Here is a 12,952-nt window from a genome sequence, read left to right on the forward strand (position 1 = left end):
CTCGTTGGGCACATACCTCCTTTCTGTTGTGGTTTCTCCTCTGGCGGGGGGATGGGGGGCGGGGGAGGCGACTGCCCCCTCGTGGGGGCCCCCCCCCCCCCCCCGCCCCCCCCCCCCCCCCGGCCGGATCAATCACCCTCGCGCCGGACCCGTCCGCTCCTGCGCCTCGACCGGCGCCCTCACGCCCACGGCTCGACGACCGTCACGCCCCGGCCCGGAGCCGATCCCATGGCGGCCAGGGCGGAGGGCGCCGCGTCCAGCCCGATGGTGGAGGTCACGAGGAGATCCGGGCGGAGCACTCCGGCGCGGACCAGCTCCAGCAGGGGCGGGTAGGCGTGGGCCGCCATCCCGTGGCTGCCGAGGAGTTCGAGTTCGAGGGCGATCACACGGGCCATCGGGACCGGTGTGAGACCGGTCGGGGTGGGCAGCAGGCCGACCTGGACGTGCCGGCCGCGGCGGCGCAGGCCGTTCACCGAGGCCGCGCACGTGCCCGGCGATCCGAGGGCGTCCAGCGAGACGTGCGCGCCCCCTCCGGTCAGCTCACGGACCGCCCCCGCCGGGTCCGTGACGACGGAGGCGTCCACGCACTCCGCCGCACCGAAGCTCCGTGCCAGAGCGAGCGCCTCGGGAGACACGTCGACGGCCACGACCCGTGCGCCGGAGGCCGCCGCGATCATCACCGCCGACAGGCCCACGCCCCCGCAGCCGTGCACCGCGACCCACTCCCCCGGAGCCGCCCTCCCCTGCGCGACCACCGCCCGGAACGCCGTGGCGAACCGGCAGCCCAGCGAGGCCGCCGTCGCGAAGGACAGCTCCTCCGGCAGCGGGATCAGGTTCACGTCGGCGTGGTCGAGCGCCACGTACTGGGCGAAGGAGCCCCAGTGCGTGAACCCCGGCTGGGTCTGCCGCTCGCACACCTGCTGGTCGCCCGCCGCGCAGGCGGCACAGCCACCGCAGGCGCAGACGAAGGGGACGGTGACCCGGTCGCCGGGGCGGTGACCGCTCACCCCGGCGCCCACCGCCTCGATGACACCGGCCAGTTCGTGGCCGGGCACGTGCGGCAGCGTGATGTCCGGGTCGTGGCCCATCCAGCCGTGCCAGTCGCTCCGGCACAGCCCCGTGGCCTCGACCCGCACCACCACCCCGTGCTCCGCGGGCACCGGGTCCGCCACCTCCCGGACCTCGGCCGGCTCCCCGTACCGCTCGAACACCACTGCCCGCATCGGCTCCCGCCCTCCACTCGGAGATCACTCCCGAGGAGACGCTAGCGGCGCGCCTCCGCCGTGTCCCGGGCGGACTCGGCGTCCGGCTCCTCCGCGGCGTCCGGCTCCTCCGCGGCGTCCGGCTCCGCCCCGGACACCTTGTCCAGGGTGGACCCCCCCGCCGGGGACCGGGTGCCTGAGGCGGACTCGGTGTCCGTGACCGGCTCGGTGTCCGGGGACGGGGCCGAGGCCGTCGGTGGTTCCGACTCGCTGAGGCCGAAGCGGTCGTGGAAGCGGCGCAGCGGGCCCGGTGCCCACCAGGTGGCCCTGCCCGTCAGCCGCATCACCGCCGGGACCAGCAGGCTGCGGACGACCATCGCGTCCATCAGGACGGCCAGCGCGACCCCGAGTCCGAGCATCTTGGTGTTGGCCACCCGGGAGGTGCCGATGGCGACCATCACCACCGCGAGGATGACCGCCGCCGCGGTGATCAGCCCACCGGTGCGCTGGAGTCCGAAACGGACCGCCTCCCGGTGGTCGCCGGTGTGGTCGTACTCCTCCTTGATGCGGGAGAGGAGGAAGACGCCGTAGTCCATGGAGAGGCCGAAGGCGACGCAGAACATCAGGACCGGGAGGGTCGTCTCGATCGAGCCGGAGCTGGTGAAGTCGAGGAGGCCGGAGAGATGGCCGTCCTGGAAGACCCAGACCACGGCGCCGAACATCGCGGTCAGACTGAGCGCGTTGAGCAGGACCGCCTGGAGCGGTATCAGCACGCTGCCCGTCAGCAGGAACACCAGGAACAGCGTGACGATCGCGATGAAGCCGGCCGCCCACGGGAGCCGGTCGCCTATCGCGTTCTTGGAGTCGACCAGGACGGCCGCCGTGCCGGTCACGGAGGTCTTGAACGGAGCGTCGGCCGATCGGAGTTCGCCCACCAGCCGCTGGGCCCCCTCGTCCACGGCCTCGCCCTTCGGCAGGACCGAGAAGTAGGCGGCGTCGCCCTTCACCAGCGGGCCGTCCACGCGCAGCACCCCGGGCAGGGCGGCGATCCGCTCGCGGTACCCGGCGTACTCCGTGTCCGTGGCGCCACCCTCGGCCAGGACCTCCAGAGCGCTGCCCGGGCTGCCGGGGAAGCCGTCGCGGATGTGCTGCTGCACGATGTGCGACTCCGCGCCCGAGGGGAGCTGCCGGTCGTCGGCCGTGCCGAACTTCACGCCCAGGAAGGGCAGTCCGAGAACGATGAGGCCGGCCGTGGTGGCCACCGCGAAGAGCGGCGCCCTGCGCATGACGAGCGAGGCCGTGCGTCCCCAGAGGGCCCCGCCGGCGGCCGGGTCCGGCGTGCCGCGCCGGAACAGCCGCCTCAGGTCGAGGGAGTTCACCCGGTCGCCGAGGAGCATCAGCGCCGCGGGGAGCAGGATCAGGGCGGCGGCCGCGGCGAGCAGCACGACGGCGATGCCCGCGTAGGCGAAGGAGCGCAGGAAGTACTGCGGGAAGACGAGCATCGCGGCCAGCGACACGGCGACCGTGAGGGAGGAGAAGAGCACCGTCCGGCCCGCGGTGCGCAGGGTGATCCCGATCGCGGTGCGCGGCGGCGCGCCGCCGGCCAGTTCCTCGCGGAACCTGCGGACGATGAACAGGGCGTAGTCGATGGCGAGTCCGAGGCCGAGGGCCGTCGTGAGGTTCATCGCGAAGACCGAGACGTCCGTGACCTCGGTGAGTCCGCGCAGCACGGCGTTGGTGCCGAGGATCGCGATGATCCCGACCCCGAGCGGGAGCAGGGCCGCGACGGCGCTCCCGAAGACCATGACCAGCAGCAGGAGGGTCACCGGAAGGGCGATCATCTCGGCCCGGGTGAGGTCCTCCTTGATGGTCGTCTGCATCTCGTGGCGCACGGCGACCGGTCCGCCGACCTCGACCTCGACGGGCCCGCTCTTCCCTCGGTAGGAGGGTGCGATGCGGTCCAGGGTACGGGCCGCGGCCGTCTCGTCGCCGGTGAGCCGGGCGGCGATCAGCGCTTCGTGGCCGTCGCGGGCCTTCAGCGTGGGCGAATGAGTCTGCCAGTACGAGCCGACGCCGGTGACGCCGTGCTCGGCGGCCAGACGTGCCGTGATCCGCCGGGCCTCCGCGGCCACCGCGGGGTCGTCGACCGAGGCCTTGCCCGTGTCGAGAAGGAGCAGCAGGTTGGGCTGCGAGGCGGGGAACTCCCGCTCCAGGGCCTTGGTCGCATACGTGGACTGCGCGGTGGGGTCCTCCCAGCCGCCGCTGCCCAGCCGGTCCGCGACGCCGCTGCCGGCGACCACGGCGAGCGCGGTCAGCAAGAGGGCGACGAGCAGGGAGAGCCGTGGGCGGGCGGTCACGAACCGGGTCCAGCCGCCGAGGCGCGCGCCCTCGTCCGCACCTCCGCCCGAGCCCGTACCCCCGCGCTCGGCCCCCTGCTCGGCCCGGCTGCCGCCGGGCCCCGTCGCGGGCCCGTCGTCCGCGCCGTCGACTTCGGACATGATGCGGTGTCCCCTTCACCGTGACCCGATGACCCGCATCCGTGCAGGCATCATGGATCGCCTATTGCCATAGACTGGCAAACACGAGACGTCGCTCGCGTTTTTCAAGAATGCGAGTGCCCGCTCGCGTTTGTCAATCGTGTCCCGAGAAGCTGGGGATGACCCGTGCCCGAGAAGCAGCAGACCGAGGAGCCCCCGGAGCACCCGCAGCCGGCCGAGGAGAGGCCGCGCCGCCGCCAGGCCCGCGGGGAGCGCCGTGTCGCCCAGCTCCTGGAAGCGGCGGCCTCGGTGTTCTGCCGGTCCGGCTACACCGCGGCGAGCACCAACGCCATCGCCCGCGAGGCCGGTGTCTCGCCCGGCACGCTCTACCAGTTCTTCCCGAACAAGGAGGCCATCGCCGTCGGCCTCAGCGACCAGCTCCTCGACCACTGGGCCCGCTCGCACGGACAGGCGCTCGCCCAGGAGAACCTCGACCTCCCGCTGGACCGGATGCTCGACGCGGTCCTCGACCCGCTGATCGAGTTCAACGTCGAGAACCCGGCCTTCGCCGTCCTGATGCACGGGGCCGACACCCCGGGCGTGATCGTCGAGGAGATCGGCACCCTGCACGGCACCCTCCTCGCCCGCGTCGAGGAGATGATCGCGGCCCGCCTGCCGGACCTGCCGTCCGACGAGCGCACCCGCGCGGCGAACATGACGGTCCATCTGTTCAAGGCCGGCCTCACCCTGGTCATGTCCCACGAGGGCGCCGAGCGGGACGGCTACATCGCGGAGCTGAAGACGGTCATGCACCGCTATCTGGAGCCGCTGCTCGCGAGCGGGTCGCCCGCCGGACTCTGAGCCGCGCCGGACGGGGCGGCACCAGCGCTCCCGCCTGCGACATCCGGGACATGTGTCATAAGGTTCGGACAAATCGATCAGCGATCCGCGGCATCGATGCGTCCGCGCACCCGTGCCACGCGCGCCGGGCCGCCCCGGCGCACCGGAACGCGGGTCCCCCGTCCGAACCCACGGGCCGCCCCCGGGGGACAGAGGGATGGCCGTGACCCAGAACCAGCCGCCGGGCACACCCCGGGCCCGCATTCCCGGACCGCAGCAGCCCCCTCCGCCGTACCCCCGGATCCCCGCCGGACTCTGGAAGCGCTGCCTGGTCACCGGGGCGGCCCTCTGGACGCTGACCGCGGTCGTCACGTACGCCACCAGGGACGTCACACCGCTGCCGACGCTGATCCTGCTGGGCGGTTTCCTCGTGCCGGTCGCCTTCGTGCTCTGGGCGTACGAGCGGCACGGCCGCGACCTGGGCACGAGCACGCTCCTCGGCTGCTTCCTGGCGGGCGGCGGCCTGGGCGCGGTGGGCGCCTCGGTGACGGTGTACCAGCTCACCCGCCCCTCGACGGGAATGTTCGTGTGGGCCGGACTCGCCGAGGAGGCCGTGAAGCTCGGCGCGCTGATGTTCCTGCTGCGCCGGCACCCCCGGATCCGCGGGCCACGGGCCGGCCTGGTGCTCGGCGCGACGCTCGGGTTCGGCTTCGCGGCCCTGGAGAGCGCGGGCCACGCCTTCGAGGCGGCCCTCTCCCTGCAAGGCGTCGGCCTGCGCACGCTCCTGGAGACCGAGACCCTGCGCGGGGCGCTCACCCCGTTCGGGCACGGCCTGTGGACCGCGGTCACGGGCGCCGCCCTGCTGGCGCGGCGCCGCCCCGACGGGCGCTTCCGCCCGGGCGTCCAGGTGGCCGGCGCCTGCCTCGGCGCCTCCCTGCTGCACGCCCTGTGGGACTCGACGCACGGGATCGCGCTGTGGCTGGTGGGCCGGCTCGGCCACGCCGGAACGCTGCCGGACCGCGGCGGACTGCCGAGACCCACCGGCGGACAGGACCACCTCCTCGCCCTGCTCTCCGTGGGCGGCCTGTTCCTCGTCGCGCTCGCCGGACTGGTCTGGGCGCGCTCCCTGGCGCACCGCGACACCGCTTGGAGAAATACCCCCTAGGGGTATAGTGTGGTGAGTGTCGAGGGGAACCCTGGGTTCCCAGGGATCCCTCCCGTGCACGCACACCCCAGAACGCCTCGATGAGGAGTAACGTCATGACCGCCCAGACCGGCACCCCGGGTTCCGTCACCACCGTGTACAAGGTGAGCGGCATGAGCTGCGGCCACTGTGAAGGCTCCGTCGGCGGCGAGATCTCCGCGATCCCCGGCGTGAGCTCCGTGAAGGCCGTCGCCTCCACCGGCGAGGTCACCGTCGTCTCCGATGCCGCGCTCGACGAGGGCGCCGTCCGCGCCGCCGTCGACGAGGCGGGCTTCGAGCTCGTCGGCCTGGCCTGAGCGAGCCCCGCAGCTCTCCTTCTCCGTACCGGGCCGTGCCGACCGGCTGATACCGGCTCCGCGCGGCCCGGCCCCTTCCTGGAGCCGCACCATGACCACCGCAGCACCCGAGACGCCGATAGGCACGCCCTCGGAGATCGAACTCTCCATCGGCGGGATGACCTGCGCCTCCTGCGCGGCCCGCGTCGAGAAGAAGCTCAACCGCATGGACGGCGTCACCGCCACGGTCAACTTCGCGACCGAGAAGGCCAAGGTGTCCTACCCCGAAGGGGTACGGGTCGCCGATCTGATCGCCACCGTGGTGAAGACGGGCTACACCGCCGAGGAGCCCCCGCCGCCCGCGCCGCCCTCACCGCCCGAGCGGGAGGCCCCCGCGGCCGTCGACGATCCCGAGACGGCCGCCCTGCGCGAGCGGCTGACCGTCTCCGCGGTGCTCGCCCTGCCCGTGGTCCTCATGTCGATGATCCCGGCCCTCCAGTTCGACAACTGGCAGTGGCTCTCCCTGACGCTCGCCGCGCCGGTCGTGGTCTGGGGCGGACTGCCCTTCCACCGGGCCGCCGCGACGAACGCGCGGCACGGCGCGGCCACCATGGACACCCTGGTCTCGGTCGGCACCCTCGCCGCGTTCGGCTGGTCCCTGTGGGCGCTGTTCTTCGGCGACGCGGGCATGCCGGGCATGCGGCACGGCTTCGAGTTCACCGTCTCCCGTACGGACGGCGCCTCCACGCTCTATCTGGAGGTCGCCGCGGGAGTCATCGCGTTCATCCTGCTCGGCCGCTTCCTGGAGGCCCGCTCCAAGCGGCGCGCGGGAGCGGCGCTGCGGGCACTGCTGGAACTCGGCGCCAAGGACGTCGCCGTCCTGCGGGACGGCCGTGAGGTCCGCCTCCCCGTGGCGCTGCTGGCCGTCGGCGACCGCTTCGTCGTGCGGCCCGGCGAGAAGATCGCCACCGACGGCACCGTCGTCGAGGGCACGTCGGCCGTGGACGCGTCCATGCTGACCGGCGAGTCGGTGCCGGTGGACGTGGGCGTCGGGGACGCCGTCACCGGTGCGACCGTGAACGCGGGGGGCCGGCTCGTCGTCGAGGCCACCCGGGTCGGCGCGGACACGCAGCTCGCGCGGATGGCCCGGCTCGTCGAGGACGCGCAGAACGGCAAGGCCGAGGTGCAGCGTCTGGCCGACCGGATCTCCGGGGTCTTCGTGCCCGTCGTCCTGCTCATCGCGCTCGGCACCTTCGCGGCCTGGATCGCGGTCACCGGCGACACGGTCGCGGCCTTCACCGCCGCCGTCGCGGTGCTGATCATCGCCTGCCCGTGCGCGCTCGGCCTGGCCACCCCGACCGCCCTCATGGTCGGCACCGGCCGCGGCGCCCAGCTCGGCATCCTGATCAAGGGACCCGAGGTCCTGGAGTCCACCCGCCGTGTCGACACCGTCCTCCTGGACAAGACCGGCACGGTGACGACGGGCCGCATGGGCCTGCACGAGGTCCACGTCGCCGAGGGACGGGCCGAGGAAGACGTCCTGCGGCTCGCGGGAGCCCTGGAACACGCCTCCGAGCATCCGGTTGCCCGAGCGATCGCGACAGGCGCTCAGGAGCGCGTCGGTGACCTTCCGGCGCCGGAGCACTTCGAGAACGTGCCCGGGCGGGGCGTGCGCGGGCGGGTGGCCGGCGTCGAGGTCACCGTCGGCCGGTTCCCCGGGACACTGCCGGGAACGCTTGCGGACGCGAAGAGCGCGGCCGAGGCGGCGGGCCGTACGGCCGTCGTGGTCGCGCTGGACGGCACGGCGGCGGGCGTGCTGGCCGTCGCCGACACGGTCAAGGAGACGAGCGCCGAGGCCGTGCGCGAACTGCGGGAGCTCGGGCTCACGCCGATGCTGCTGACCGGGGACAACCGGGCGGTCGCCGAGGCCGTGGCGCGGGAGGTCGGCATCGGCCCGGACGACGTGATCGCCGAGGTGCTGCCCGAGGACAAGGTCGCCGTGGTCGCCCGGCTCCAGGGCGAGGGCCGGACCGTCGCGATGGTCGGCGACGGGGTGAACGACGCGGCGGCGCTCGCCACCGCCGATCTGGGCCTCGCGATGGGCACGGGCACGGACGCGGCGATCGAGGCGAGCGACCTGACGCTCGTGCGCGGGGATCTGCGCGCGGCCGCGGACGCCATCCGGCTGGCGCGCGCCACCCTGTCGACGATCAAGGGAAATCTGGTCTGGGCCTTCGGATACAACGTGGCCGCGCTGCCGCTCGCGGCCGCCGGTCTGCTCAATCCGATGATCGCGGGGGCCGCGATGGCCTTTTCGTCCGTTTTCGTGGTCACGAACAGCCTTCGACTGAGAGCATTCGCGTGACGACAGAGCCTGAGTCCCCCTAGAGTCCAACGAGAGCCTCACATAAGCTCTTCACAAGGCTCGCGCATCTTCCTTACGATTGGTCCGCGATTCCCATATCGGGGCTCTTGCGTATCTTCAGGACATATGCAAGAGATCCAGATCACAGTGATGTGAACGTAACCACCGAAGGGGTTCGTCAGTCTAAGTTGGCGATGTCAGAAGCGTCTTGGGGGGCGTGACTGGCATCTGGGGATGTCTTGGGGGACGTTCCCGGAAATTGCGTCGCCGGGGCACGTACTGCGGGGAGCTTTGAGCGGCCCTCCCGATCCGTACGCGTCCCGGCAGATCGCACCGCACCACCGAAGTACGGCGAGTTCCGCTCGCCCGGCTCACCGTCGGCCCCGTGCCGGCACACAGCGATTCAGGCGCTGTCCACAGACGCCCGGCCGGATCCCGTGGGGGGAATCCGCACCGGGACAAGGAAAGCGCCCTGACTGCCGGCCCGTGGGGGGACCGGTAGCAGGGCGCTTTCCGTTTTTCGCCTGGTCACAGGTTCACCGGGCCCCGCCTACGGAGCCCGGTGGTCGTGTGCGAGCCTCAGCGGGCCTCGACCGGCACGAAGTCGCGCTCGACGATGCCCGTGTAGATCTGGCGCGGGCGGCCGATGCGGGAGCCGGGCTCCTTGATCATCTCGTGCCACTGGGCGATCCAGCCCGGCAGCCGGCCGAGGGCGAACAGGACCGTGAACATCTCGGTCGGGAAGCCCATGGCGCGGTAGATCAGGCCGGTGTAGAAGTCGACGTTCGGGTAGAGGTTGCGCGAGACGAAGTAGTCGTCGGAGAGCGCGTGCTCCTCCAGCTTCAGCGCGATGTCGAGCAGCTCGTCGGACTTGCCGAGAGCGGACAGGACGTCGTGCGCCGCGGCCTTGATGATCTTCGCGCGCGGGTCGAAGGACTTGTACACCCGGTGGCCGAAGCCCATCAGGCGGACGCCGTCCTCCTTGTTCTTCACCTTGCGGATGAAGGAGTCGACGTCGCCGCCGTTGGCCTGGATGCCCTCGAGCATCTCAAGGACCGACTGGTTGGCGCCGCCGTGCAGCGGGCCCCACAGCGCGGAGATGCCGGCGGAGATCGAGGCGAACATGTTCGCCTGCGAGGAGCCGACCAGACGCACGGTGGACGTCGAACAGTTCTGCTCGTGGTCCGCGTGCAGGATGAGCAGCTTGTCGAGCGCGGAGACGACGACCGGGTCGAGCTCGTACTCCTGGGCGGGGACCGAGAAGGTCATGCGCAGGAAGTTCTCGACGTACCCGAGGTCGTTCCGCGGGTAGACGAAGGGGTGGCCGATCGACTTCTTGTACGCGTAGGCCGCGATCGTCGGAAGCTTGGCGAGCAACCGGATGGTGGAGAGGTTGCGCTGCTTCTCGTCGAACGGGTTGTGGCTGTCCTGGTAGAAGGTCGACAGCGCCGAGACGACCGACGACAGCATCGCCATCGGGTGGGCGTCGCGCGGGAAGCCGCGGTAGAAGTTCTTGACGTCCTCGTGCAGCAGGGTGTGCTGCGTGATCTCGTTCTTGAAGGTGGAGAGCTCGTCGATGTTCGGGAGCTCGCCGTTGATCAGCAGGTAGGCCACCTCAAGGAAGGTGGACCGCTCGGCGAGCTGCTCGATCGGGTAGCCGCGGTAGCGGAGGATGCCCTGCTCACCGTCGAGATAGGTGATCGCGGATTTATACGCGGCGGTGTTGCCGTACCCGCTGTCCAGCGTCACCAGACCGGTCTGGGCGCGGAGCTTGCCGATGTCGAAGCCCTTGTCGCCGACGGTGCTGTCGATCACCGGGTAGGTGTACTCGCCATCGCCGAACCGCAGTACTACAGAGTTGTCGCTCACGTCATCCCTCACCGACGTTGTGCCTCTTCTTCGAGGTGCCCTGACTGTCTCTACCATCCCCCATTTGGCCCTGGAGAGTGCACTCGGGGTCGACCATTGGGCCTATCGGCGGCACTGAGTGCCGCCAACCTGCTCATCCTGCCGCGTCCACCCCGCAACCGGAAGTGCTCTGTGACCTTCATGACTCGTTTGATCGATCATTTTTTCCGACGGGCCCCGTCGCATGCCCGAAAGGCCCCGTTCGCCGCTCCCGCGGGGCCCGTTACGCCGTGTGGGGGCGGTGGTTCACGAGCGGGTCGTCCACGAGCGGTCGTTCACGAGCCGGAGAGCCGGAAGTCCAGGGCCGTGCACCGGCGTCCCGCGGACACCGTACGCACCGCCTGGCCTATCGCCTTGCGCGAACCGACGAGAACGACCAGCTTCTTGGCACGGGTGACCGCCGTGTAGAGCAGATTGCGCTGGAGCATCATCCAGGCGCCCGTGGTCACGGGGATCACCACCGCCGGATACTCGCTGCCCTGGGAGCGGTGGATGGTCACCGCGTAGGCGTGGGCCAGTTCGTCGAGCTCGTCGAATTCGTACGGCACCTCCTCGTCCTCGTCCGTGCGCACCGTCAGCCGCTGTTCGACGGGATCGAGGGAGGTGACGACACCCACGGTGCCGTTGAAGACGCCGTTCTCCCCTTTGTCGTAGTTGTTGCGGATCTGGGTGACCTTGTCGCCGACCCGGAAGACCCGGCCGCCGATCCGCTTCTCGGCGAGGTCCGGGCGGCCGGGGGTGATGGCCTGCTGGAGCAGTCCGTTCAGGAGACCCGCGCCGGCCGGGCCGCGGTGCATGGGGGCGAGGACCTGGATGTCTCGGCGGGGGTCGAGACCGAACTTGGCCGGAATCCGACGGGCCGCCACGTCCACGGTGAGCCGCCCCGCCTCCTCGGTGTCGTCCTCGACGAAGAGGAAGAAGTCCTTCATGCCGTCGGTGACCGGATGCTGCCCGGAGTTGATCCGGTGCGCGTTGGTCACCACCCCGGACTGCTGGGCCTGGCGGAAGACCTTGGTGAGACGCACCGCGGGGACCGGGCCCCGCTCGGCGAGCAGGTCGCGCAGCACCTCGCCGGCGCCGACGCTCGGGAGCTGGTCGACGTCACCGACGAAGAGCAGATGGGCTCCCGGGGGCACCGCCTTGACCAGCTTGTTGGCGAGCAGCAGGTCGAGCATGGAGGCCTCGTCCACGACGACCAGGTCGGCGTCCAGCGGGCGGTCCTTGTCGTAGGCCGCGTCACCGCCCGGCTTGAGCTCCAGAAGCCGGTGCACGGTGGAGGCCTCGGCCCCGGTCAGCTCGGCCAGACGTTTGGCGGCGCGGCCGGTGGGTGCCGCGAGCAGCACCTTCGCCTTCTTGGCACGGGCCAGCTCCACGATCGAGCGGACCGTGAACGACTTGCCGCAGCCCGGACCTCCGGTGAGCACGGCGACCTTCTCGGTGAGCGCGAGCCGGACCGCCGCCTCCTGCTCGGGGGCCAGGTCCGCGCCCGTACGCGCCTTGAGCCAGGCCAGTGCCTTGTCCCAGGCGACGTCACGGAAGCCGGGCATCCGGTCGCGGTCGCTGCGCAGCAGGCGCAGCACCTGTGCGGAGAGGGAGAGTTCGGCGCGGTGGAAGGGGACGAGGTAGACCGCCGTCACGGGCTCGCCGCCGTCCGGGCCCGGGACCTTCTCCCGTACGACACCGGGGTCCTCGCCGTCCTCGGCGGGCGCCGCCAGTTCGGCCAGGCACTCGATGACCAGGCCGGTGTCGACCTGGAGCAGCTTCACCGCGTCCGCGATCAGCCGCTCCTCGGGGAGGTAGCAGTGGCCCTGGTCGGTGGACTGCGACAGGGCGTACTGAAGGCCCGCCTTGACGCGCTCGGGGCTGTCGTGCGGGATGCCGACGGACTGGGCGATCTTGTCGGCGGTGAGGAAGCCGATGCCCCAGACGTCGGACGCCAGGCGGTAGGGCTGGTTCTTCACGACCGAGATCGAGGCGTCGCCGTACTTCTTGTAGATGCGGACCGCGATGGAGGTGGACACCTCGACGGTCTGGAGGAAGAGCATGACCTCCTTGATCGCCTTCTGCTCCTCCCAGGCGTCGGCGATCCGCCCCGTGCGTTTGGGCCCGAGGCCGGGGACCTCGATGAGCCGCTTGGGCTCCTCCTCGATGATCCGCAGGGTGTCCAGGCCGAAGTGCTCGGTGATGCGGTCGGCGAAGACCGGCCCGATGCCCTTGACCAGGCCGGATCCGAGGTAGCGGCGGATGCCCTGGACGGTGGCCGGGAGCACCGTCGTGTAGTTCTCCACGGTGAACTGCTTGCCGTACTGCGGGTGGGAGCCCCAGCGGCCCTCCATGCGCAGGGACTCGCCGACCTGGGCGCCGAGCAGGGATCCGACGACCGTGAGCAGATCGCCGGCGCCCCGGCCGGTGTCGACCCGGGCGACCGTGTAGCCGTTCTCCTCGTTGGCGTACGTGATGCGTTCGAGCACGCCTTCCAGCGTGGCCAGTCGTCGCTCGCCCTGCTGGGCGGCCCCCGCCTGATCGGTCATGATCCGACCGTACCGCCCGTCACCGACAGCGCTCCGGCGCTGTCGAGGACTCACCCGGTCGGGGCTCGCGTCCCGGTCGCGGCTCACGGAAGACTTCGAGGGGCCCGGTCCGTCGACCGGGCCCCTCGCTTTCCCCTCCTCATCAGAACC

At 71.4% G+C, this 12,952-nt stretch carries 8 protein-coding genes; 4 read left to right on the forward strand and 4 right to left on the reverse strand.

Features of this window, described 5'->3' with window-relative positions; genetic code table 11:
* Window positions 1-179: 179 nt before the first annotated feature.
* Together ACZ4TO_RS13740 and ACZ4TO_RS13745 are read right to left on the reverse strand one after the other, a co-directional pair.
* Entirely contained in the window at window positions 180-1,223 is a 1,044-nt protein-coding gene (locus tag ACZ4TO_RS13740) for a zinc-dependent alcohol dehydrogenase family protein (RefSeq protein WP_385044934.1), read from the reverse strand.
* Window positions 1,224-1,264: 41 nt separating this feature from the next.
* Window positions 1,265-3,700: an MMPL family transporter gene (locus ACZ4TO_RS13745; protein ID WP_468024231.1), complete on the reverse strand. Its 2,436-nt coding sequence runs from the start codon at window positions 3,698-3,700 to the stop codon at window positions 1,265-1,267.
* 165 nt (window positions 3,701-3,865) lie between these two features.
* Between ACZ4TO_RS13745 and ACZ4TO_RS13750 the strand changes: the two genes are divergently transcribed.
* The 4 genes from ACZ4TO_RS13750 (at window position 3,866) to ACZ4TO_RS13765 (ending at window position 8,363) form a co-directional block, all read left to right on the forward strand.
* Entirely contained in the window at window positions 3,866-4,540 is a 675-nt protein-coding gene (locus ACZ4TO_RS13750) for a TetR family transcriptional regulator (protein WP_468024232.1), read from the forward strand.
* Between the two features lie 202 nt (window positions 4,541-4,742).
* The gene (locus ACZ4TO_RS13755) at window positions 4,743-5,684 is read left to right on the forward strand and encodes a PrsW family intramembrane metalloprotease (RefSeq protein ID WP_468024373.1); all 942 of its coding nucleotides are present in this window, start codon (window positions 4,743-4,745) and stop codon (window positions 5,682-5,684) included.
* Between the two features lie 95 nt (window positions 5,685-5,779).
* A complete protein-coding gene (locus tag ACZ4TO_RS13760; RefSeq protein ID WP_382789802.1) occupies window positions 5,780-6,019 on the forward strand; it encodes a heavy-metal-associated domain-containing protein in 240 nt (79 codons plus the stop codon).
* A 91-nt stretch (window positions 6,020-6,110) separates the two neighbouring features.
* Window positions 6,111-8,363, forward strand: a complete 2,253-nt coding sequence (locus ACZ4TO_RS13765; protein ID WP_385044928.1) for a heavy metal translocating P-type ATPase — start codon at window positions 6,111-6,113, stop codon at window positions 8,361-8,363.
* Between the two features lie 579 nt (window positions 8,364-8,942).
* Here the strand turns inward: ACZ4TO_RS13765 and ACZ4TO_RS13770 are convergent.
* Window positions 8,943-10,232, reverse strand: coding sequence for a citrate synthase (locus ACZ4TO_RS13770; protein ID WP_382789808.1), 1,290 nt, complete (start codon window positions 10,230-10,232; stop codon window positions 8,943-8,945).
* Window positions 10,233-10,546: 314 nt separating this feature from the next.
* Window positions 10,547-12,802 (reverse strand): SF1B family DNA helicase RecD2, encoded by a 2,256-nt coding sequence (gene recD2 / locus ACZ4TO_RS13775; RefSeq protein WP_382789811.1) that lies wholly within the window; start codon window positions 12,800-12,802, stop codon window positions 10,547-10,549.
* Window positions 12,803-12,952: the final 150 nt, after the last annotated feature.

Source organism: Streptomyces sp. NPDC028298, assembly GCF_055565895.1.